Annotated in this window: 21 protein-coding genes and 1 pseudogene; 11 read left to right on the top strand and 11 right to left on the bottom strand. The window is 71.9% G+C overall.

Annotation, left to right across the window (positions count from 1 at the left end):
• Positions 1-544: cellulose binding domain-containing protein (locus ACFYPM_RS27265; RefSeq protein ID WP_387202627.1), on the top strand; the 544-nt coding region annotated here is incomplete at its 5' end.
• A 235-nt stretch (positions 545-779) separates the two neighbouring features.
• Here the strand turns inward: ACFYPM_RS27265 and ACFYPM_RS27270 are convergent.
• The 3 genes from ACFYPM_RS27270 to ACFYPM_RS27280 all read right to left on the bottom strand — a co-directional run bounded on the left by ACFYPM_RS27270 (position 780) and on the right by ACFYPM_RS27280 (position 5,019).
• A complete protein-coding gene (locus ACFYPM_RS27270) occupies positions 780-3,722 on the bottom strand; it encodes a glycosyl hydrolase (RefSeq protein WP_387202630.1) in 2,943 nt (980 codons plus the stop codon).
• 156 nt (positions 3,723-3,878) lie between these two features.
• Positions 3,879-4,286 (bottom strand): MmcQ/YjbR family DNA-binding protein, encoded by a 408-nt coding sequence (locus tag ACFYPM_RS27275; RefSeq protein ID WP_387202633.1) that lies wholly within the window; start codon positions 4,284-4,286, stop codon positions 3,879-3,881.
• A 40-nt stretch (positions 4,287-4,326) separates the two neighbouring features.
• Entirely contained in the window at positions 4,327-5,019 is a 693-nt protein-coding gene (locus tag ACFYPM_RS27280; protein ID WP_387202636.1) for a DUF1223 domain-containing protein, read from the bottom strand.
• Positions 5,020-5,133: 114 nt separating this feature from the next.
• Between ACFYPM_RS27280 and ACFYPM_RS27285 the strand changes: the two are divergent.
• Positions 5,134-5,451: pseudogene (locus ACFYPM_RS27285) on the top strand (GNAT family N-acetyltransferase); the annotation flags it as partial.
• A gap of 101 nt (positions 5,452-5,552) precedes the next feature.
• On the opposite strand, the gene ACFYPM_RS27290 reads toward ACFYPM_RS27285, so the two are convergent.
• Together ACFYPM_RS27290 and ACFYPM_RS27295 are read right to left on the bottom strand one after the other, a co-directional pair.
• A complete protein-coding gene (locus ACFYPM_RS27290) occupies positions 5,553-6,479 on the bottom strand; it encodes a 5'-3' exonuclease H3TH domain-containing protein (protein WP_387202639.1) in 927 nt (308 codons plus the stop codon).
• A 58-nt stretch (positions 6,480-6,537) separates the two neighbouring features.
• Positions 6,538-6,765: a hypothetical protein gene (locus ACFYPM_RS27295; RefSeq protein WP_387202642.1), complete on the bottom strand. Its 228-nt coding sequence runs from the start codon at positions 6,763-6,765 to the stop codon at positions 6,538-6,540.
• Positions 6,766-6,981: 216 nt separating this feature from the next.
• Here ACFYPM_RS27295 and ACFYPM_RS27300 point away from each other — a divergent pair, with 216 nt between their 5' ends.
• On the top strand, positions 6,982-7,629 hold the full coding sequence (locus ACFYPM_RS27300; protein ID WP_387202645.1) for a hypothetical protein: 648 nt from the start codon (positions 6,982-6,984) through the stop codon (positions 7,627-7,629).
• A 61-nt stretch (positions 7,630-7,690) separates the two neighbouring features.
• On the opposite strand, the gene ACFYPM_RS27305 is transcribed toward ACFYPM_RS27300, so the two are convergent.
• A complete protein-coding gene (locus ACFYPM_RS27305) occupies positions 7,691-8,956 on the bottom strand; it encodes an MFS transporter (protein ID WP_387202648.1) in 1,266 nt (421 codons plus the stop codon).
• Between the two features lie 80 nt (positions 8,957-9,036).
• On the opposite strand from ACFYPM_RS27305, the gene ACFYPM_RS27310 reads away from it, so the two are divergent.
• Positions 9,037-9,924, top strand: a complete 888-nt coding sequence (locus ACFYPM_RS27310) for a winged helix-turn-helix transcriptional regulator (RefSeq protein ID WP_387202651.1) — start codon at positions 9,037-9,039, stop codon at positions 9,922-9,924.
• Between the two features lie 36 nt (positions 9,925-9,960).
• Here the strand turns inward: ACFYPM_RS27310 and ACFYPM_RS27315 are convergent, their stop codons facing one another.
• Complete coding sequence (locus tag ACFYPM_RS27315; protein ID WP_387202653.1) at positions 9,961-11,328, bottom strand: glycosyl hydrolase family 18 protein; 1,368 nt, start codon at positions 11,326-11,328, stop codon at positions 9,961-9,963.
• A 201-nt stretch (positions 11,329-11,529) separates the two neighbouring features.
• Here ACFYPM_RS27315 and ACFYPM_RS27320 point away from each other — a divergent pair, with 201 nt between their 5' ends.
• From ACFYPM_RS27320 to ACFYPM_RS27330, 3 genes are all read left to right on the top strand, one after another.
• Positions 11,530-12,639 (top strand): M24 family metallopeptidase, encoded by a 1,110-nt coding sequence (locus ACFYPM_RS27320; RefSeq protein ID WP_387202656.1) that lies wholly within the window; start codon positions 11,530-11,532, stop codon positions 12,637-12,639.
• Positions 12,636-13,778 carry an acyl-CoA dehydrogenase family protein gene (locus ACFYPM_RS27325; protein ID WP_387202659.1) on the top strand — a complete coding sequence of 381 codons (1,143 nt, stop codon included), beginning with the start codon at positions 12,636-12,638 and terminating at the stop codon, positions 13,776-13,778. Before ACFYPM_RS27320 ends, ACFYPM_RS27325 begins: the two co-directional genes overlap by 4 nt.
• A 97-nt stretch (positions 13,779-13,875) precedes the next feature.
• The gene (locus ACFYPM_RS27330; RefSeq protein ID WP_387202662.1) at positions 13,876-14,382 is read left to right on the top strand and encodes an Lrp/AsnC family transcriptional regulator; all 507 of its coding nucleotides are present in this window, start codon (positions 13,876-13,878) and stop codon (positions 14,380-14,382) included.
• Here the strand turns inward: ACFYPM_RS27330 and ACFYPM_RS27335 are convergent.
• Positions 14,312-14,923: a histidine phosphatase family protein gene (locus tag ACFYPM_RS27335; RefSeq protein ID WP_387202665.1), complete on the bottom strand. Its 612-nt coding sequence runs from the start codon at positions 14,921-14,923 to the stop codon at positions 14,312-14,314. The two genes, ACFYPM_RS27330 and ACFYPM_RS27335, sit on opposite strands and share 71 nt — an antisense overlap.
• 156 nt (positions 14,924-15,079) lie before the next feature.
• On the opposite strand from ACFYPM_RS27335, the gene ACFYPM_RS27340 reads away from it, so the two are divergent.
• The 3 genes from ACFYPM_RS27340 (at position 15,080) to ACFYPM_RS27350 (ending at position 16,833) form a co-directional block, all read left to right on the top strand.
• Entirely contained in the window at positions 15,080-15,274 is a 195-nt protein-coding gene (locus tag ACFYPM_RS27340) for a CsbD family protein (RefSeq protein WP_124856785.1), read from the top strand.
• Between the two features lie 74 nt (positions 15,275-15,348).
• Positions 15,349-15,690, top strand: coding sequence for a YnfA family protein (locus tag ACFYPM_RS27345; RefSeq protein ID WP_387202668.1), 342 nt, complete (start codon positions 15,349-15,351; stop codon positions 15,688-15,690).
• A 444-nt stretch (positions 15,691-16,134) separates the two neighbouring features.
• Positions 16,135-16,833, top strand: a complete 699-nt coding sequence (locus ACFYPM_RS27350; RefSeq protein WP_387202671.1) for a polysaccharide deacetylase family protein — start codon at positions 16,135-16,137, stop codon at positions 16,831-16,833.
• Positions 16,834-16,836: 3 nt separating this feature from the next.
• Here the strand turns inward: ACFYPM_RS27350 and ACFYPM_RS27355 are convergent, their stop codons facing one another.
• Positions 16,837-17,781: an NADP-dependent oxidoreductase gene (locus ACFYPM_RS27355; protein WP_387202674.1), complete on the bottom strand. Its 945-nt coding sequence runs from the start codon at positions 17,779-17,781 to the stop codon at positions 16,837-16,839.
• A 113-nt stretch (positions 17,782-17,894) separates the two neighbouring features.
• Here ACFYPM_RS27355 and ACFYPM_RS27360 point away from each other — a divergent pair, with 113 nt between their 5' ends.
• Positions 17,895-18,434 (top strand): TetR/AcrR family transcriptional regulator, encoded by a 540-nt coding sequence (locus ACFYPM_RS27360; protein WP_387202677.1) that lies wholly within the window; start codon positions 17,895-17,897, stop codon positions 18,432-18,434.
• Positions 18,435-18,541: 107 nt separating this feature from the next.
• Here the strand turns inward: ACFYPM_RS27360 and ACFYPM_RS27365 are convergent, their stop codons facing one another.
• Together ACFYPM_RS27365 and ACFYPM_RS27370 are read right to left on the bottom strand one after the other, a co-directional pair.
• Entirely contained in the window at positions 18,542-19,714 is a 1,173-nt protein-coding gene (locus ACFYPM_RS27365) for a low temperature requirement protein A (protein ID WP_387202680.1), read from the bottom strand.
• Positions 19,715-19,826: 112 nt separating this feature from the next.
• Entirely contained in the window at positions 19,827-21,206 is a 1,380-nt protein-coding gene (locus ACFYPM_RS27370) for a KamA family radical SAM protein (RefSeq protein ID WP_387203031.1), read from the bottom strand.
• Positions 21,207-21,329: the final 123 nt, after the last annotated feature.

Here is a 21,329-nt window from a genome sequence, read left to right on the forward strand (position 1 = left end):
GGTCTCCCGCTGCACCGGCATCACCACCTGGGGTGTGCGCGACTGTGACTCGTGGCGTGGGTCGGACAACGCCCTGCTCTTCGAGTGCAGTGGGAACAAGAAGGCCGCGTACACGAGCGTTCTGAACGCCCTCAACGCCGGCCCGGGCATCACCCCGTCGCCCACGACGCCGGGGCCGACGACCCCGGGGCCGACGAGCCCTCCGCCGACGAGCCCGTCGCCCACGACTCCTCCGCCGACGACCCCTCCGCCGGGTGGTTGCACCGCATCGGTGTCACTGAACTCGTGGACCGGTGGTTTCGTGGCCAGCGTCAAGGTCACCGCCGGCGCGGCCGGCACGAACGGCTGGAACGTCAGCGTCACGCTGCCCGGTGGTGCGAGTGTCACCAACACCTGGAGTGCGACGGCCAGTGGTTCCACCGGCACGGTGCGGTTCGCCAACGTCAACTACAACGGCCGGCTCGGCGCCGGTCAGGTCACCGAGTTCGGCTTCCAGGGCACCGGCAGCGGGGCTGGTCTGACGCCCACCTGCACCGCCTCCTGACCGAGCGCGACTGACCGACCCGTCCCCCCGTCGGGGGGGGGGGGGGGGGGGGGGGGGGGGGGGGGGGGGGGGGGGGGCGCGGCGGGGGGGGGCGGGCCGGGGGGGGGGGGCGCCCCCCCCCCCCCCCCCCCCCCCCCCCCCCCCCCCCCCCCCCCCCCCCCCCCCCCCGGGGGGGGGGGGGGGGGGGCCCCGCCCCCCCCCCCCCCCCCCCGCCCGTTCGCGCTGGACGAGCCGATCAGGAGTACGGCAGCCGCACCACCGACTGGTTGCCGATGCCCACGGTGCTGGGGTTGTTGCCGATCGCGGACCAGATCTCCACCCGGACCGTGCCGTTGCTCAACGTGCCCAACGTGCCGGTGGCCGAGGCCAGGCCGGTGCTCTGGGTGTAGCGCTCGTAGCCCGGGACCGGGTCGGTCGCGAAGTAGCGCAGGGTCTCCACCCGGTCCCAACTGCCGTTGCCGGTGAGGTCGTAGGAGATCCGCACCTGCACGCCGTTGCCAACCGCCGTCCCGGCATCCACGAGCAGGTCGAACGCGGTCTGCCCGCCGGAGTAGGCGAGGTTCAGGCCGGTCGCCGTGAAGACCTGGGCGTTGGTGGGCGTACCGTCGTGGTTGCCGTTGGCTGCCGCGACCGTCGTCGTGGCCGCGCTACCGGCCGCGCCCAACCCGCCCCCGGGCAGCAGGTACCGGGTGGGACCGCCCGAGGTCGGCGGCGAGGTGGTCGGTGGCGCGGTCGTGGGTGGCGCGGTGGTGGGTGGCGCGGTGGTCGGTGGCGCCGTCGTGGGTGGCGCCGTGGTCGGTGGCGCGGTCGTGGGTGGGGTGGTCGGCGGTACGCCGCCGGACGCGTTGCCTCCACTCCAGGTGTACGCCCCGGTGGTTGCCGTCCGGCCCGCCGCCACGGTGAGTCTGGTGCCATTGGAGAACGTCACGGTGATCGGCGCGGCGGTCGGGTTCGAGGCCACGTAGGTGCGTGCCCCGTTGCGGGAGAACACCGCCGACAGCGGGTGGTTGCCGGTCACCGTCGTGTCGACGGACCCGAGGGCCGCGAGGTTGCGGATCCAGTGGAAGGTGTGTGCCCGGCTCTCGCCCTCCTCCGGGGTGTAGCCGGGGTTCGCGCGGAGGTTCGCCAGCGCCGCGTCGGGGTCACCGAGGGCCTGGAACTGCCAGAGGATGTCCTGCCACACCGTCGGTTGCCCGCCGTTGTTGCGGACCAGTTCGGCGTAGTTGGTCCGCACGTACGCCGGGTTGTTGCCCAGGTAGAGGTGTCCACCGGTGACCGGCAGCAGGTTGATGCCCTGGATCATCTCCGGTTCGCCGCTGAACCAGGTGGCGTACGCGCCGCCGTCGCCCCAGACCATGCCGACCGTGGAGTGCCCGAAGGCGGCGGGGAAGTTCTGGTCGCTGGAGTCGAACCAGTATTCCTGGATGGCGGCGGCCTGCGTGGTGTAGAGGAAGACACCGGCGTCACGGACGGCGGTGTTGCCGGTGACCTGCCCCCACTGGATCAGGGCGTTGGCGAAGTTCATCCCCTCGGATGAGGACTCCTGGTTGTTTCCGGAACCGAACGAGCCGTGCCCGGACGCCCAGTCGTGGCCGGCGTAGATGTCGAAGTCCCGCAGGTAGGGGAAGCGGGTGTCGTCGCGCTGGTAGTTGTTGGCGTCGCGGATCAGCAGGTCCACCATGCCGCCGTAGCGGCTGGCGGTGGCCCACGTCGGGTCGAACTTGGCGAGCGTGGCGGCGGCGGCGATGAAGTAGCCGTAGTGGAAGTGGTGGTCGTTGAGTTCCTGGTCGGAGCCGTACGACGCCGGATAGCCGATCAGGGTGCCCCAGTTGTTGTCGTAGTAGAAGACCCGGCTGGTCTTGCCGCTGGACGCGGTGAACCAGTCGGTGAGCGTGCCGCGGATCGCGTTCAGCGCGCTGTCGCGCGTCGTGGTGTCGTTGACCTGGTCGGCGATCTCGGCGATTCGCGCGGCCCGGCCGAGCCCCTTGCCGGTCCAGTACGTGTCGTTGCCGCGCTGGTCCATCGGGTTCGCGCGGGTGGCGGCCAGTTGGCTGTTCAACGTGGCCAGATCGCTTCCGCTGCCGTCGCCGACGGCCGGCAACTCCGGCAGGACGCCCTGGAACGTCATGGCGGTGCGGAACTGGTTGACGCCGGTGAGCACCTTCATCCGGCCGCGCGCCGACGGGTAGGTCGGGGTGATGGCGGTGGACCCGCTCAGCGACTTCCACTGGTGCGGGTAGAGACTGACCACGGTCTGTGTGGCAGAGCCCTCCCGGGCGGTCGTGGTGAACGCGTACGTGGTGGTCAGGCCGCTGGTCGACGGGTTGTACGCGTACGACACCTGGGTGCCGGTCACGTGGGCGTGGGCGTACCGGCCGTAGGTCGCGGCCAGGTCGGCGCGCTCCGTGGCGCTGGACGTCGGTGGCAGCAGGGCCACCGAGAAGTAGCCCCGGCCGGCGAGGGTGGACGAGATCCGACCACCGGCGACGGTCCAGCTGGCGCCGCTGGGCGCGTACGCGACGTAGTCGTGCCCGTTGACCCGGAACCCGATGGTGGCGCCGCTGGCGGACCACACGTCGGGGGTGCCGGCGGTGCCGATCACCGCGTCTCCGCCGGTGGTCTGGAAGTACGCGAAGGGCAGCCCGTGGCCGATGGTGGCGCGCATGGTGCGGGTGCCGTCGCTCCAGTGTGGGCTGACCGTCCAGTCGGTCCAGCCGTCCACCCTGACCTGGGGTGCGCCGAGCCCGGCCACGCCGACCCGGATGTCCTGCACGTAGGGGTAGTGGTATTCACCGACGCCGGTCGCGGTGCCGCTGATGGTAGGTGTGGAGTTGGCGGAGAAGCCCAGGCCGTCGGTGAAGGTGTCGTACGAGATCGGGTGGGCGTGCAGGGGTTCGCTGAAGGAGCAGTCGGTGCGCTTCCACAGCAGGGAGGACCACCAGTCGTTGGTGGGGATCGGCCCGGCGGGTGCGTTGGCGGTGGCGAACTGCCGGGGGTTGCTGGCCATCGCGCCGCAGCCGCTGGGGAGCGCGCCGACTGCGGTGGTGGTGTAGCTGCCGGCGCCGACAGGTGCGGCCTCGGCGGCGCGGGTGACGGGGATCGTGAGACCGCCGACGACCAGGGCCAGGGCGGTCGCGATGGCCAGGGCCCAGCGGCGGTGGGGGACGGGAGGTGTCATGGTGCCTCCATCGCGCGCCGGGGTGCGGCAGGTGCCGGGTCCGACGCGTTGCGTCTGAATTAGGGAGAAGGTCAGGCGAGAGAGCGCTCTCACGGCAACGGTAGTGGAGTACCTAGATCCCCGTCAATGTGTCAAACCCGTTGCGTGCTGATGTCGCTAACCGCCAGCGCCCGCGTCCGACGCGACGACCGGCGCGCCAGCGTCGTCGAGGTCGCCCAGGAGCGCCTCGGGCGCGCGCATCCGCCACGCGTCGGTCACCAGCTCGCGCAACCGCTCCAGATCGACCGCCGCCAACCGCACCAGCACCAGGGGCAGTCCGGCGTAGCCGGGTGTGGTGAAGAAGAGGTCGGGCTCGCCGAGCACGAGCGCCTGCTTCTCGGCCTCGTCGCCGACGAACAGCACGGCGATGTCGAGTCGGAGCACCCGGGGCTGTCCGGGGACGCGCTCCGGGTAGGACCAGATGAAGCCCTTGTCCGCCACCCGGAAGTCGAAGCCGTCACTGGGGATCTCCACCGTGTGCGGCAGTGCCAGCGCCACCCGGCGTACGTCATCGGCGTCAGCCACCGAGGCCCCCCGCACCACACCCGATCAGCATGTGCCGAGATTACGCGGTGGACAGGTCGACGGCGGCGGCGCCGATGACGGCCCGGTTACCGTCCTGCTGCACGTAGCCGACCACCGAGGCCCCGCGAGGATCGAGATCGGGTGGTGTCGCCACCTCCACCCGTCCCCGCTCGGCGCGCAGGTCCACCGACGTGAAGGCGCGGACGACATTGTCCTGCCGTAGCGTCCGCCCGGCGTTCTCCCCCCGGGCGATCTCGCTGTCCAGGCCACGTTCCACGATCGCCACGTGCAGCACCGCGCCCTCCGGCGGCGGCGCGCACTGGTAGTCCACCGCCACCCGCCCGCCGAGGTCCGCTGTCCGGAGCGTGACCGCTGTGGTGGCGCTCGACGCGAGGGCGGACGCGATCGCACCCGCCGCACGCCGTCGGTCCGATCCGACGAACTCGACGCTGCCGTTGACGACCATCTGCGGTGTGTACAGACGTCCGGTGCCGAAGGCGCGGGCGTACGCCTCCTGCCGTGCGCTGTACGCCCCGTCCGCGAAACGGTCGGGCCAGCCCAGGTCGTCCCAGTAGTCGACGTGGAACCCGAGGGCGAAGACCGGCTGTCCCCGATCCCGGGCGTCACGCTCGATCTCGGTCAGCACCTCCTCCGCCGGAGGGCAGCTTGAGCAGCCCTGCGAGGTGAACATCTCCACGACGGCGAAGCCGCGGTCTGTCGATGGGTTCGTCACCTGGCACGCCTCCTCCCGCGTCTCGGCCGGCGGCGCTGCGTTTCCCGTTACCGCCGGGACAATGCGCGCGGCGTCACCTGACCTCGGCCGCGCGGCGAGCGGTGGCGCGGCGGGTGGTTGGATGACCGGATGCAGATCACCGTGACAGACGCGCCGGAGCGGGAGCGATTCGAGGCGCGCGACGAGGCGGGGACGGTCGCCGGGTTTGTCACCTACCAGTTGACCGGCAGCATCATCGCCTACACCCACACCGAGGTCGACCCGGCGTTCGAGGGCAGGGGCGTCGGCTCGACCCTGGCCCGCGCGGTGATGGACGACGCGCGGGCCAGGAAGCGGACGGTCGTACCCATCTGTCCGTTCCTCGCCGACTGGCTGGTCAAACACCCGGAGTACGAGGGCGTCGTGGTCCGGTCCACCCGAAAGATCAAGTAGAGTTCGACGAGCCTGACCTGCGCATCCCTGGTGAGCCGAACGATGACAGTGGCCACCTTCCGCGCCCCGCACCACGCCGGCCGGCGCAACCGCCTCGACGGTCAGCCGTCGGCGCGGGCGGCGAGGGCGTCCACCAGCCGGCGGGTGGAGCCGGCCAGGTTCCAGCGGCCGGCGAGCTCGAGCAGCCGGTCCGGATCGACAGGCGCGCTCGGCAGCGCGGTGGGCAGCTCCGGCAGCGGCACGTCCAGCGCGACCCGGACCACCGTGGGCGCGACGGCCAGGTAGTCGCGGGCCGCGGCCAGCTTGGTACGCAGGCCCGGTGCGAACGACGAGTCGGAGTCGTCGAGCGCGGCCAGGATGCCGGCGATGTCGCCGTAGCGCTGGATGAGCCGGGCCGCGGTCTTCTCGCCGACGCCCGCCACGCCGGGCAACCCGTCGCTGGGGTCGCCGCGCAGCGCGGCGAAGTCGGCGTACCGGTCGGCGGGCACGCCGTAGCGGGACCGGACCGCCGCGTCGTCGCAGTCGTCGAGCTTGCTGACGCCGCGCCCCACGTAGAGCAGCCGGACCGGCCGCGCGTCGTCGATGAGCTGGAACAGGTCCCGGTCGCCGGAGACCACCTCGACCGGGCCCGGCTGGGTGACCGAGAGCGTGCCGAGCACGTCGTCGGCCTCGTAGCCGGTCGCCCCGACCGCGGTGATGCCGACCGCGGCGAGCACCTCCAGGATCATCGGCACCTGCGGGGACAGGGTGTCCGGAACGATCTCGCCGCCCTGCGGGGCGACCCGGTGCGCCTTGTAGGAGGGCAGCAGATCGACCCGCCAGGCGGGACGCCAGTCGTGGTCCAGGGCGCACACCATCCGGTCGGCGCCGCGTCCGCGGATGAGGGTGGCCAGCATGTCGAGGAAGCCACGCACCGCGTTGACCGGGGTGCCGTCCTCGGTGCGGGCGGCGGACTCCGGGATGCCGAAGTAGGCCCGGAAGTAGAGGCTGGCTGCGTCGATCAGCAGGATCGGGGGTCGGTGTGCCACGCCGGACAGCCTGGCACAAGCCTCCGACGATCCGGGGTACGCCCGGCCGTCGGCGGTGTCAGCGCCGCTCGTCGTGCCGGTAGACGGTCGCGCGCCGGGCCAGGTGCTGCACGACGTAACTGGTCACCAGCAGCAGGATCGCGACCAGCACCTCGACCCAGGCCGCGACGCCGTCGGCCGCGGTGACACCGATGATCAGCAGGACCAGGCCGACGAGCGCGAGCACTCCCGCCCACAGTTGGCGGCGTCGGCGGGTCGCCGCCCGGTCCCCCTCGTTCGGTGCCACGTGATCCTCCCGGCCGGCGACGCCCGCGCGGGCATCCCGGGTCCAGGCTATGGCCCCGTCCGCCCGGTCGAACGGGAAATCGCGGCGCCTGTGGGGTGACCTGGCCACGCCGTCGCGTCGGGGCAGCCAGGTCGGATCGTCATCGATACGCTCGTCGCGCAGCCGCGTCAGGACGGACCCGGCAGCCGGCCGGGTGCCGAGACGCGGGGAGGGTCGATGGACGAGCCGGCGGCGCGCCGAGCAGAGCTGCTCACTCAGGTGCGAGCCGTGTTGGCGCCGGGCGAGACCCTGCGGGAGGCGTGCTGGGTGGGCCGCGTCCCGGGCCGCCGGTCGGCGGGGGAGGTGTTCCGTGCGGCGTTCAACCCGCTGCGGGTGGCGGAGGGGCTGGCCGGGGATGCCGTCGGGGTGAGCGCATCCACCGGGCCGGGGGTGGAGTGGTACGAGACGGCCCGCAACGGGGTGCTCGGCGGTCCGCCGGGTTCGTTGGCGGTCGGGCTGGACGAGCAGTTGCCCGACCCCAGCGTGGTGCGGGTCCTGGCGTTGACACACCGCCGGGTGTTGGTGCTCCGCCGCCGCGCGCGACCGGTGGGGACGCAGCCGGCCGCCGGTGGCGGTCTGCGGGATCGCCTGTCGGCGGCGGCCAGCCAGGTGCGGGCGGCCTGGCAGGGGCCCGGCCCGGCGGACCGCGACGCGCCACTGGAGGTGGCCTGGCAGGTGGGTCTGGAGTCGTTGGTCCGCCTCGACGCGCTGCCCGGCGGCATGATCGGACGTCTCGCCCTGCTCTTCGCCGACGGCTCGTGGATCGTGCTCGGCCCGCCGGACTCCGCGACCGCGTTGCGGATGGCGGCGTCGCGCGCCGGGTGATCGGCGGCGACACGGCCGTCGTCGCCGCGGCTCGCCGAGAGTGCCTCCTGCGGTGGCGCGGTCACCGCCGAACGGCGGCGACGGGCGACGCGACCGGGCGTGGTTCGTCGTGGTCGGTGAGGTCGCGCAGGTTGCGGACGGGGGAGAGCAGCAGCACCAGCGGCGCGCACACCAGTGTCGCCGCGAAGACGAACAGGGTGGCGCGGGCGCCGAGCGGGCCGGCCAGCGCGCCGGCGACCAGCCCGCCGACCGGGATCGCGCCCCAGGAGAAGAACCGCACGGCGGCCATCACCCGGGAGAGCAGCTCGGGAGGGCTGGCGATCTGCCGGTACGTCCGGGTGGTCACGCTCAGCACCACCGTCCCGAGGGAGAAGACGACGCTGCCGGTGGCGAAGGCGGCGTACGCCGGCCAGCCGGTGCCCCAGGGGAGCAGGAACGACCCGGCGACCGTGGTGAACGCGGCGGCGAGCAACGCTCGGGCGGTGCCGATCCGCGCGGTGATGGGCGTGGTGAGCGCGGCCCCGACCAACGCGCCGACTCCCTCGACGGCGAGCAGCACCCCGACCAGGCCGACTGGTGCGTTCAGCTCGCGGACCAGGTAGAGCGGGAAGAGCGCGAGCTGTGCGCCGCAGACGAGGTTCATCGCTGTCGCGGCCCACATGCTCGGTCCGATCACCGGGTGGTGCGCGACGAAACGCCAGCCGGCGCGGATCAGTTCGCCGACCGGCGGCCAGCGGTCCGGCGCGTCGACCCGACCGGCGGGCAGCGTGCGCAGCAGTGCCGCCGAGACGAGGTAGCTGGCCGAGTCGACGAGCAGGGTGGGCACCGCGCCGAGCGTCTGCACCGCGAGCCCGCCGAGGGACGGGCCGCTGAGCAGGGTCACGGCGTGGGTGCCCGACGTGAGGCTGTTGCGCGACTGCAACTGCTCCCGTTCCACGATGCTGGGCAGGAAGGTCGAGTTGGCCACGTCGAAGAGCACGTTGGCGAAGCTGACCACGAGCGCGGTGACCACCAGGTGAGCGACGGTGAGGTGCCCCCACCACCAGACAAGCGGTATGGACGCGACGGCGACCGCGCGGGCCAGGTCGGCACCCACCTGGGCGCCGCGTAGCGGCAGGCGTTGCACGATGACGCCGGCGGGCAGCCCGATCACGAGCCAGGCGACGTAGCTGGCCGCGGTGATCACGCCCAGCTGGAACGCGGAGGCGTCGAGCACGGTGAGCGCGGTCAGCGGCAGGGCCACCGAGCCGACCGCCGACCCGACCATGCTGGTCGTGCCGGCGGTCCACCAGCGCCAGAAGATTCCGGCCCGATCGTCGACGCGCACGTCGTCGGCCCCCGTTCGTCGGACTGGTGCGTTCCAATCTGGAACGCACTATAGTCGGTGGGGACCGACGGAGGTAACGGGTGCGGCGAGAGGATCTCGCCGATGCGGACTGCGGCATCGCGCAGGCGCTCGGCGTGCTGGGGGATTGGTGGACGTTCCTCATCGTGCGCGACGTCGCCGGGGGAACGACCCGCTTCGACGCGCTGCAACGCGAGCTGGGCGTCAGCCGGCGGGCGCTGACCGAACGCCTCGCCGCCCTGGTGCAGCACGGGGTGCTGGAGCGTCGGTCCTACTCGCGGCACCCACCGCGCTACGACTACCTGCTCACTCCTCGGGGCGAGGGGCTGCTGCCGGTGCTGATCGCCCTACAGGACTGGGGAACGAGGCACCTCATGGGTGACGGCGATCTGACCGCGACGGCCGACGCCGACTCCGCCGAGGCGCACCGGGCGCACCACCTGGTCGGGCGGCGACTGCCCAAGGTAGCCCTGCCCGGTCCCGACGGTCGGCCGGTTGCGTTGGCCACGATGGGCACCTGGGCGGTCCTCTACCTCTTCCCCGGGGCGTACGCGCCGGGGACGCCCGGCTATCCGCCGGGCTGGGGGGAGATCCCCGGCGCCCGGGGCTGCACCCTGGAGTCGCGCACGTACGCCACGCGTCACCCGGACTTCCAGGCCGTGGGGGTGCGGGTGCACGGGATCAGCACCCAGCGCCCGGACCAGCTCGCCGACTTCGCCGCGTACGCCGAACTGCCGTTTCCGCTGCTGTCCGACGAGGATGGCCGCCTGGCCGCGGGCCTGCTGCTGCCGGTCTTCCGAGCCGGCGGGGTGACCCGGTTCAAGCGGCTGACGCTGCTCGTCGACCCGTCGGCGGTGGTGCGCGCCGTGCAGTTCCCGGTCACCGACCCGGCCGGCTCGGTGCAGGAGATGCTCACCCTGGCCCGGGAACACGCGGCGGTCCCCGGTTGACGCCTGGGCGTCGACCGGGGACCCGGACCATGCCGGTCAGGCCGGGAGAGTCCAGCGCTGGTTGGCGCCGGCGAAGCAGTCCCAGATCTGCAGCCGGGTGCCGTCGGCGGAGCTGTTGTCCGTGACGTCCAGGCACTTGTTCGACTGCGGGTTGCGCAACGTGCCGTTGGACTGCGCCTGCCACACCTGGGCGCCGCTGCCGTTGCACTCCCAGAGCTGGACCTTCGCGCCGTTGGCGGTGGAACCGCTGGCGATGTCGGCGCACTTACCGAGGGCCCGCAGCGTGCTGTCGCTGGCCACCGTCCAGGTCTGCGCGGTGGTGCCGTTGCAGCCGTAGAGCTGGATGGCGGCGCCGTTGGCGGTGCTGGCCGCGGCCACGTCGACGCACTTGCCGCCGAGGCCGGTGATCCGGCCGGTACGCCCGGTCGGCGGCGGGGTGGTGCCGCCCATGATGGTGTCGTACATCGCGCTGAGCAGTGAGGTCGAGCCGCTGGTGTCCTGGCTCAACTCCCAGTTCATCACGCCGCCGGCGTTGGCCAGCGCCCACTGCGTCTTGCGCTTGACCGTCGGGATGCCGTTCCAGCACTGCTGTGACCCGCCGATGGTGGCGCAGTCCCGGTTGGCGTTCGCCGGGTCCAGGCCGACGATGTACGAGTAGTTGTAGTACACCGGGCGGCTGTAGAAGGGGATGCCGAGCACCGCCTTGCTGGCCGGCAGGCCGCGCGCCTTCCACAGGTTGATGCTGTTGATCGACCAGTCGTAGTTGGCGTGTGGGCTGCCGCCGTCGTACGCCATGATGTTGAGCCAGTCGACCTGGTTGAAGACGGCGGTCTGCACGCCCTGCACGCTGCCGCCCTCGGAGACCACGGCGGCGGTGAGCAGCTTGCCGCGGCTGTGCATGGCGCTGCCGAGCTGCGTCATGAGCGCCGTGTAGTTGTTGGCCGAGGTGCCCGGGTCGGGGTACTCCCAGTCCATGTCGACGCCGTCGAGGTTGTACTGGTTGACGAAGTTGACCAGGTTGTTGACGAAGTTGGTCCGGCTGCCGGAGTTGGCCGCCAGGGCTTCGAAGGCCGAGTCGTTGCCGTCGTTCCAGCCGCCGACCGCGATCGAGACCTTGACGTTGTTGGCGTGTCCCTGCGAGACCAGCGAGGAGAGCCGGCCCCCGTCGACTCCCTGCAGGCTGCCGTCGGCGTTGGGCAGGATGAAGGCGTAGTTGATGTGGGTGAGCTTGTTGTACTGAATGGTGTTGATGTTGCCGGCCCAGGAGGGCATGTAGCCGACGCTCTTGAAGTTGTTCGGCAGCACCGCGGCCTGCGCGGCGGTGGAGGTGACGGTGAGGGTGGCGCCGGCGGTAGCCAGCGCGAGGAGGCCGGCGGCGAGGGCGCGGCGCAGTGGTGAGGACATCGGGGGCCTTCCCGTGGGCGGGGGACGACACCCGCCCACGCGGGTTGTCGCGGGCGGGCGGTGCGGGACGCAGGAACGGGTGGGCCTCGAGGTAGCCAAATCTTAAAGAATGTTAACTGTCCGCGTCAATCAACATCTGTGAATTCCCCCGGCACTGGTGCCGATATGGGGGTTTACCCAAACGACCGTTAAGCTGATGGGGTGGGACTCGACGAGCTGTACCCGCCGGATCGGCTGATCGCCGCGCAGCGCGCCACCGCCGCTGCGGGGCTGGACGCCCTGCTGCTCACCCCCGGTTCCGACCTGCGGTACCTGACCGGCTACGACGCCCACGCGGGGGAGCGGCTGACCTGCCTGGTGCTGCCCGCCCAGGGCGAGCCGACCCTCATCGTGCCCAGGCTGGAACGCCCGGCGGCCGAGGCGGCACCGTCCACCGGCGTCCGCATCGTCGACCACCTCGACGGCACCGACCCGTACCCGCTTGTCGTCGCCGCCCTCGACGGCCCGCCGGCGGCGGTGGGGCTGGCCGACCGGATGTGGGCCGAGCAGGTCCTCGCGCTGCGCGCCGCCCTGCCCGGCGCCGCGCAACACCTCGCCGGCGAGGTCCTGGGCGAGCTGCGCGTGCGCAAGTCCCCGGCGGAGGTGGCCGCGCTCGCCGAGGCCGGCGCGGCGATCGACGAGGTGCACCTGCGGATGGGGCAGTGGCTGCGCCCCGGGCGCACCGAGGCCGAGGTCGCCACCGACATCGCCGCGGCGATCCGGGCCGCCGGACACGTCCGGGTCGACTTCGTCATCGTGGCGGCCGGGCCGAACGGCGCCAGCCCGCACCACGGCACCTCGGACCGGCCGATCGGCGTCGGCGAGCCCGTGGTGGTCGACATCGGCGGCACGATGGCCTCGGGATACCGCTCGGACTGCACCCGCACCTACGTGGCGGGCGGGCCGGCGCCGGCGGACTTCCTGGACTACTACGCGGTGCTGCACGACGCCCAGCGCGCCGCCGTCGCCGCGGTGCGGCCCGGGATCACCGCGACGGCGGCCGACGCCGCAGCCCGGGACCCGATCGCCGCCGCCGGCTACGGCCGCGCGTTCCTGCACCGCACCGGCCACGGCATCGGTCTCGACGGTCACGAGGAGCCCTACCTGGTGGCGGGCAACGACCGCCCGGTCGAGGCCGGAATGGCGTTCTCCATCGAGCCGGGCATCTACCTGGCGGGCCGGCACGGCGCCCGCATCGAGGACATCGTCGTCTGCACCACAGACGGCGTGCAACGGCTCAACACCACCCCCACGGAGCTCATCGCGCTATGACTGTCGACCGGATCCTCCCCACCGACGAGGCCCACGACCTGCTGGGTCTCGCCACCGAGCTCGCCGATCGCGAGCTCGCGCCGAACGCCGCCGCCTTCGAGGAGCGCGCCGAGTTCCCCCGCGGCCTGCTCCGGACCCTGGGCCGCGCCGGCCTGCTCGGCCTGCCCTACCCCGAGGAGTACGGCGGCGCGGCCCAGCCGTACGAGGTGTACCTGCAGGTGCTGGAGATCCTGGCCAGCCGCTGGCTCGCGGTCGCCGAGGCGGTCAGCGTGCACACCCTGGCCTGTTACCCGGTGTTCGCGTTCGGCACCGACGAGCAGCGCAAACTGCTGCCGGACATGATCGGCGGCGAGCTGCTGGGCGCGTACTGCCTCTCCGAGCCGCAGGGCGGCTCGGACGCGGCCGCGCTGAGCACCCGGGCGGTTCGCGACGGGGACGCGTACCTGGTGTCCGGCACCAAGGCGTGGATCACCCATGCGGGGACGGCCGACTTCTACAACATCTTCTGCCGCACCGGCGGACCCGGGCCGAAGGGGATCTCCTGCCTGCTCGCCGACGCGGGCACGGCTGGCATCAGCCCGCAGGCGGCCGAACGGACGATGGGGCTGCGCGCCTCGCCGGTGGCGCAGATCGTCTTCGACGAGGCGCGGGTGCCGGCCGACCGGCTGATCGGCGGTGAGGGCGCGGGCTTCACCATCGCCATGTCCGCGCTCGACTCCGGTCGCCTGGGCATCGCCGCCTGCGCGGTCGGGCTGGCCCAGGCGGCGTTGGACTACGCGGTCTCCTACGCTCGGGAGCGGCAGCAGTTCGGCCGTTCCATCATCGACTTCCAGGGCCTCGGGTTCCTCCTCGCCGACGCGGCCACCCAGATCTCCGCCGCCCGCGCGTTGACCCTCGCCGCGGCCCGGCTGCGCGACGCCGGCCGCCCGTACGGGATCGAGGCGGCCAAGGCGAAGCTCTTCGCCACCGACATGGCGATGCGGGTGACCACCGACGCGGTCCAGGTGCTCGGCGGCGCCGGCTACGTGGCCGATCACCCGGTGGAGCGGTACATGCGCGAGGCCAAGGTGTTGCAGATCGTGGAGGGCACCAACCAGATCCAGCGCCTGGTGATCTCCCGGGCACTCGCCCAGGGCTGAGGTCGACGCGGGCTGGTGGGGCCGCGGCGAATCCGCCGCGGCCCGCCGCTCGGGTGCCGCGTCGCCGTGCGGCGGTTTTCCCGGTAGGTTGCACGCCGTGGAGGAGATCGACCGCGCCATCGTCGCCGCGCTGACCGCCGACGGCCGACTGTCGTACACCGACCTGGCCGAGAAGGTGGGGCTGTCGGTGTCCGCCGTGCACCAGCGGGTGCGCCGGCTGGAGCAGCGTGGGGTGATCAAGGGGTACGCCGCGCGGGTGTCGTTCGAGGCGCTGGACCTGCCCCTGACGGCGTTCGTGGCGATCCGCCCGTTCGACCCGTCGCAGCCGGACGACGCGCCGGAGCGTCTCGCGCACCTGCCCGAGATCGACTCCTGCTACTCGGTGGCGGGGGAGGACTTCTACATGTTGTTGGTGCGGGTGGCCAGCCCCACCGACCTGGAGCGGTTGCTCCAGGAGATCCGCACCTCGGCGAACGTGACGACCCGGACGACCGTGGTGCTGTCCACCCCGTACGAGAACCGGCCGCCGAAGGTCACCGCTGCGGTATCGAGTCGGTCGCGGTCCCGGGCGCCGGAGGAGCCGGCTGGTTCCACCGCAGGATGACCTGCCGGCCGTGCTCGTGACCGAGCGCGCTGACCGTGGCGGTTTCCAGGCGCAGTCGTCCGCCGGCGGACGGGGGCAGGCCGATCCAGCGAGCGCCGAGCACGCGCAGGCTGTGCGCGTGGCCGACAAGCGCGACGGTGCCCCGGTCGAGCAGTGGGGTGACGCGTGCGAGCACCCGGTCGAGCCGTTCGCCCACCTGCGCGGGTGACTCTCCGCCGGGGCAGCCGTCGGTCCAGATGTTCCAGTGCGGGTCGTCGGCGTGGATGTCGACGGTGGTGCGGCCCTCGTACTCGCCGTAGTTCCACTCGCTGAGGTCCTCGTCGACTCCGTCGACGGTGAGCCCGGCCAGCTGCGCGGTGCGCAGCGCCCGGGCGCGGGGGCTGGCCAGCACTGTCGCGAACCGCCGGCAGGCGAGGAAGGCGGCGAGGGTGCGGGCCTGCCGCTCGCCGTCGGGGGTCAGCTCAAGGTCGGTGTACGAGGTGTGCCGGAGGCTGGCGCTCCAGGTGGTCTCGCCGTGCCGGATCAGCAGGAGCTCTCCCATACGGCCAGTTAACCACCGTGGCCGTCGCCGGCAGGCGACCCTGCCTCAACCTATCTTCCTAGGATGCTGTAGCGGGTGTGCCGACCGGCACCACCGGTTTCGGCACCCAGAGACCGGGCAAGCGAACGAGGACAACCGCCAGACCGAGGAGGCGCGATGAGCTTCACCGAGAAGGCCAAGAACAAGGTCGAGCAGATGGCCGGCGCAGCACGTGAGCGCGTCGGCGACATGACCGACAACGAGCGGATGCGTGGCGAGGGCGCCAGCCAGGAGAGCGACGCGCGCGCCAAGCAGGCCGGTCAGAACGTCAAGGACGCCGGTCGCAACATGAAGGACTCCTTCACGAAGTGACCTGAGCGGTCCACGGGTCCCCGGGGGGCATGACCGCCCGGGGACCTGTCGCTTGCTGCGGTTAGTGTCGGCCGGTGACCGTGCTGCGTTCCCTGGTGTTGTTCGTACTGGCCGCCGTGGCCGAGATCGGCGGCGCCTGGCTGGTCTGGCAGGGCTGGCGGGAGCAGCGCGGGCTGTGGTGGGTCGCTGCCGGCGTGGTGGCGCTGGGCTGTTACGGCTTCGTCGCCACGTTCCAACCGGACGCGAACTTCGGCCGGATTCTGGCCGCGTACGGCGGGGTGTTCGTGGCCGGCTCGTTGGGTTGGGCGATGGTGGTCGACGGCTTCCGTCCGGACCGGTGGGACCTGGCCGGTGCGACGCTGTGCCTGCTGGGCGTGGCGGTCATCATGTACGCCCCGCGCGGCGGCCCGGCGTGACAGCCCGCGGCGGCTCGGCGTAGCAGCCCGCTGAGGGCTCGGCGGAGCCCGCTCGACTTGGTTTCCTGATGTCGGGGTGTCCGGGCGGGTGGGACAGCCCGGTATCAAGAAGCCCGAGTCGATCAGCGGCGACGCAACGGTAGTTCGGCGGCCTGGGGCGGTGCCGGGGGGCAGTGAGTCTCGTTCACTTCTGCGATGATCTGCTGCGTGATTCGATCTTGGATTCGCCCGTTGGGTGGCGTCCTGGTTGCGGTGGTCGTCGTCGGCAGCGCCGCGTGCACGGCATCCCGCGTGCCGCCGCCGGACGGGCCGGTCTTCGTCGGTTCGCCGGCCAGCGCCCAGCCAGCCCAGCCAGCCCAGCCAGCCCCGACAGCCCCGACAGCCCCGACAGCACCGACAGCACCGACAGCACCGACAGCACCGACAGCACCGACAGTGCTGACAGTGCCGGGGGCGACGCGGATGGGGACCCGGGCACCGGTGGTCGATCACGGGCCGCGGACCGGCGCCAAGGTCGCGTTGACCTTCGACGCGGACATGACCGACGGGATGCTGGCCAGCCTGCGGGCCGGCCGGGTGAAGTCGTACGCGAACCTGCGCATCCTCGACCTGCTGGAGCGGGACGAGGTGCCGGCGACGTTCTTCCTGACCGGCAAGTGGGTGCAGCGGTATCCGGACGTGACCCGGCGGATCGCCGGCAATCCGCGCTTCGAGTTGGCCAATCACACCTACGGGCACGCGGCGTTCACCGCCGACTGTTACGACCTGCCGCGGTTGCCGGTCGACGAGCTGGCCGGTGATGTGGCGAAGACGTTCGAGGTGATCGCGCCGTACGGGGGTCGGCAGACCCGGTACTTCCGGTTCCCCGGGTTGTGCCACGACGCCGCGGCGTTGGACGCGTTGGCGCCGCTGGGTGTGACGGTGGTCGACGGGGACGTGGTCAGCGGCGATCCGTTCGCGACGGCGTGGAAGCCGTTGGTGCGGGCGGTGTTGGACCACGTTCGCCCCGGATCGGTGGTGATCATGCATGTCACCGAGGCGAACGCGGCGATGACGGATGAGGCGTTGCCGCACATCCTGGCGGGGTTGCGGGAGCGAGGGCTGGTGCCGGCACCGTTGTCCGAGGTGCTGGCCGAGGGTTGAGGCTCAGCCCTCCCGCACGTCGTCGACGGTCAGGACGATCTTTCCGCGGCGGGATCCGTGCTCGGCCGTCTGGTGTGCGTCGGCGGCCTTGTCAAGCGGGAAGGTCGCTTCGATCGGCACCCTGAACCGGCCCTCGGTGAACAGTTCGGCGGCGGCGGGCAGGCCGTGGCGGCCGTCGGGTTCGCCGGCCAGCTGCCCCATGGACAGGCGGACGCCGTGGGTGGGGGCGGTGAAGTCGGCCAGGGTGAGCACCGCTGCCGGGTCGCCGGTGAGGTGGAGCAGTTCGGGCAGGGACCCGGCGCCGGCGACGTCGAGGGCGCGGTCGATCGGGGTGACGCACAGGGCGTCGAGGCGGTTGGTGAGGTCGGGGCCGTAGGTGACCGGTGTCGCCCCGAGTTGGCGGAGGAAATCGTGGTTGTCGGCGCGGGCGGTGCCGATGACGTGGACGCCGCGGGCGGCGGCGAGTTGGACGGCGGTGCTGCCGACGCCGCCGGCAGCGCCGTCGACGAGGAGGGTCATGCCGGGTCGTAGGTCCAGCAGGTCGAGGGCCCGGGTGGCGGTTTCGATGCTGGTGCCCGCCGCGCCCGCCTGGGCCCACGGCATGGTGGTGGGCTTGTGCGCCCAGAGCTGTAGTACCGCGAACTGTGCGCTCGCGCCGCCGAGTCTGGCCAGCTCGACGATGCCGAAGACGTGGTCGCCGAGGGTCACGCCGTCGACGTCGTCGCCGATCTCGTCGACGACGCCGGCCGCGTCGACGCCGGGGATGTGTGGCAACGGCAGTTGGGCGCTCATCGGGGTGCGGCCGGCGCGGAGGCCGACGTCGACGGGGGAGACGCCGGCGGCCTGGACGCGGATGCGGATCTGGCCGGCCCGGGGCCGTGGCGCGTCGGTGGTGCCGAGGTGGAGTACCTCGGGGCCACCGCACCGGTCGTACTGCACGGCGAACATCAGGGGCTCCTCTGCCTGGGAAGACTGGGTGGTAGTCGTACCGTAGGCCGGAAACGGAGCAGCTGTTCCGCTGTGGGGTCAAGTGAGAGGGAGGCCGGTCGGAGATGTCTCAGATGCAGCGTGCCGATGCCCGGTTCAACCGTGATCGGGTGGTGGCGGCGGCACGGGAGGCGTTCGCGTCGGCGGGGCTCGAGGTGCCCATGCGGGAGGTGGCGCGACGGGCGGGGGTGGGTGTGGCGACCCTCTACCGGCACTTCCCGACACGTACGGAGTTGGTGGCGACGGTCCTGGCCGAGCGGGTGGACGACTGCGGTGTGCGGATGCGCCGCGCGCTCGACGACCCGGACCCGTGGCGGGCGCTGTCGGGGGTGGTGCGGGAGTTCGCCGAGCGGCAGATCCATGACCGGGCGCTCAACGAGGCGTTGTTGGGGCCGGGTGAGGCGTTCCAGCGGGAGCGGCGGGAGCACGCGCAGGCGTTGAACGTGCTGGTCGGGCGGGCCCGGGCCGCGGGTGTGCTGCGCGACGGCGTCGGCGCGGACGACGTCCGGGCTGGTCTGCTGGCCATCGCGTCGCTACGGCGATTGCCGGCGACGACGGGTGCCCGGGTGATCGGTAGGGTCGCGGACCTCGTCCTCGCCGGTATCAGTGCCTGACTGGTGTGGGCTGTCGGCGGGGCGTACTGGTCCGCTTCGCGGACGGGCGGCAGGAGTCGTTCGATCTCGTGGTGGGCGAGGTCGAACTGGCCCGGGCAATCAGGGCCTTACGCTCGTTTCGCTTCGAGGGATGTTCTCTCGTCGTCTCCGCGGCGGGTGGACCGCCGGCTGTCGGTCACCAGCATCAGCACCAGGATGGCGATGGTGGTGACGAGCTGAACGGTCACCGGAAGAGTGACGCCGATGGCGACGGTGGTCAGCGCCGCCACCGCGGCGACGAGTCGGGCCAGGGGGATAGGCACGCGTAGGGCGCGGCGCACGGCGGCGATGCCGACCAGGTAGAGCGCGACGCCGCCGCCGAGGGCCAGGGCGGCACCAGTGGTGGCTGGCTCGTCAGGTCGGGCGACGGCGGCATGCAGACCGGCGACCGTCGCGATGACGCCGAGCAGCAGCAGGAAGTGGGGGAACACGTAGGTACGGGCGGCCAGCTGGCTGCGAGCGGCGGGTGCTGCGGCGGCCAGGGTGGCCGTGGCGGGTCGGGTGTCGGTGAAGTAGGTCCACCAGAGGGCGACGGGTACGGCGAGGGCGAGCACGATCGAGGCGGCTGTTGCGGCGGTGAGCTCGTCGGCGGGTACGCCCATGCCGATGGTGACGACGGATTCGCCGAGGGCGACGATGACGAGCAGTCCGTGTCGTTCGACGAAGTGCGCGGGGCGCAGGTGGAAGGCGTCGGGAACGCCGGTCCAGGACAGCCGGGGGAGCAGGTAGGGCAGCACGGACTGGGTGAACACGGCGGCGGCCCAGAGGGGGGGTACGGCGGGGCCGGTGAACGCGGCGGCGGCGAGGACGAGGAGCGCGGCTGCGAGGTTGTAGGGGGCGAGTCGCAGTGCGCCGGTGCGGGCGTTGGTGTGCAGGAAAAGGATGAGGTGCACGGCGACGACGACGAGGTAGCCGACGGCGAAGAGCTTGCCGCCGCCGGTGAGGGCGTCGGGTAGGGCGACGGCGCTGAGCAGGAAGCCGGCCATGCCGGCGAAGAGCAGCAGCTTGGTGGCGTTCTGTCGGGGTGGCAGGTGGTTGTTGAGCCAGGCGTAGCCGGTGTAGAGGTACCAGAGCAGGCCGAGGATCAGGGCGCTGCGGCCGAATCCGGCCCAGTTGAGGTGTGTTTCGAGGGCGTGGGCGAGTTGGGTGACGGTGAGGACGAACACGACGTCGAAGAAGACTTCGTCGAGGGTGACCCGGTCGCCGGTGCCCGTGTCGGGGGCCGGCTGCGGGTGTCTCATGGTGGTGGACGCTAGTCGTCGGTGCTGCGTGGCGTTCCGGGGTTGAGGATTCTCTAGCAGGGGCGGCGACGCCCTCGGGGGGGAGGCCGTCCGGGGCGTCGCCGTCGGTGGGTCAGTCGTCGCGGTGGTCGGTCCACCACTGCTGGCCGTCGGCCGGGAGGGTGTCGATCGGGTCGTAGTAGGCGTAGCGCTTGTTGAGCGCCTCCAGGTCGGCGGATTCGATGGAGGTGCGGTAGTTCTTGGTCCAGTAGGAGATGCCGCGCTCGCGGTCGTAGTCGGTGAGCATGTGCACCCAGCGTTTGCCGACGAAGGGCACGTCGCAGACGATGCGGGGGGTGGCGTAGCCGGGGAGGTAGCCCATGATGTCGTGCTGGAGTTGCTGGGCGTGCCAGACCGGAACCCGCCAGTGTTCGGCGTTGGGGATCATGTCGCACATGTAGAAGTAGTACGGCAGGATCCCGGCTTCGCCCTGGAGGGCGAAGCAGAGGTCGAGCAGTTCCGGGGTGGTGGCGTTGACGCCGCGCATGAGGACGCCCTGGTTGCGGACGTCGCGGACGCCGACGTCGAGGGCGGTCTGGGCGGCCCTGGCGACCAGTGGGGTGAGCGACTGGGCGTGATTGACGTGGGTGTGGATGGCGAGGTTGACGCCGCGGCGGGCGGCGGTGCGGGCGACTCGTTCCAGGCCTTGGACGACGTCGGGTTGCAGCCAGTGCTGGGGGAGGCCCATGAGGGCCTTGGTGGCGAGCCGGATGTCGCGGACCGTTTCCAGTTCCAGCAGGCGCATGAGGTACGACTCGAGGTTGCGCCAGGGGACGTTGGCGACGTCGCCGCCGGAGACGACCACGTCGCGGACGCCGGGGTGGGCCTTGAGGTAGGCGATGTGGGCGTCGTAGCGGTCGACGGGCTTGAGGGTGAGCTTCAGTTTGTCGACGGCGGGGGTGGAGTTGCCGACGAGGTCCATGCGGGTGCAGTGCCCGCAGTACTGGGGGCAGGTGGAGAGCAGCTCGGCGAGGACCTTGGTGGGGTAGCGGTGGGTGAGGCCTTCGGCGACCCACATGTCGTGCTCGTGGAGGCTGTCGCGGCTGGCGTAGGGGTGTGAGGGCCAGTCGGTGCGTCGGTCGGAGGCGACCGGGATCATGTAGCGGCGGATGGGGTCGGCGAGCAGCGCCTCGGTGGTGGGGGTCGCGAACGGCACCATCGTGTTGATCATTTGGGGTGGCACCAGCATGGACATGGTGGCCATGGCCTGCTGGTCGGCCTCGAGGTCGGCGTAGAAGGTGTCGTCGATGAGGTCACCGAAGACGGCGCGCAGCTGCTTGGTGTTCTTGACGCAGTTGACGCGTTGCCACTGGGCGGATTCCCACTGGTCGCGGGTGATGTGGCGCCAGCCGGGGAAACGGGTCCAGTCCGGTTCGACCAGGGGGCGGCGGTGGTATTCGTAGGGCTGCCCGGCGGTCGGTACGGCGACCGGGGCGTGACGGGGTTGCGGCATGGTCTGGGTCACGGCCCCTCCTCGGTGTTACGGCTGATCAGCAAGGCCCGAAGGCTACTGGAAAATATTCGGTTCAGAAACTAGTCTGCCGTAAGTTTTCCCGTTACGCGAGCCTTGACCGGG

Source organism: Micromonospora sp. NPDC005203 (genome assembly GCF_042872705.1).
GTDB lineage: Bacteria > Actinomycetota > Actinomycetes > Mycobacteriales > Micromonosporaceae > Micromonospora.